1 rRNA gene is annotated in these 271 nt (G+C 36.5%); it reads right to left on the bottom strand.

The features are described from left to right. A 16S ribosomal RNA gene (locus QMG30_RS24915) occupies positions 1-114 on the bottom strand; the annotation flags it as partial. Positions 115-271 lie beyond the last annotated feature (157 nt).

A 271-nucleotide genomic window follows, 5' to 3' on the forward strand; every position in this document is an offset into this window, starting at 1 on the left:
CGCTTTCCACTGTCTAAATCACCCGAAGGTTCAATAAATAGCTTCTCGCTCGACTTGCATGTGTTAAGCACGCCGCCAGCGTTCATCCTGAGCCAGGATCAAACTCTCATGTTTAAGATTTTTTAAGCTTAGCTTAAATCATCATATAAGTTTTAATCTTGACCAGATTGCTCTGGCTTATATTTTATAGACTATCGTCTTTATCCATTAATTTACTAAGGAATTTCTTGGGTAAAACTTTTACTAAGTTTTTGGTTGTTTCACTGTTCAG

The organism is Vallitalea longa, from assembly GCF_027923465.1.
GTDB lineage: Bacteria > Bacillota > Clostridia > Lachnospirales > Vallitaleaceae > Vallitalea > Vallitalea longa.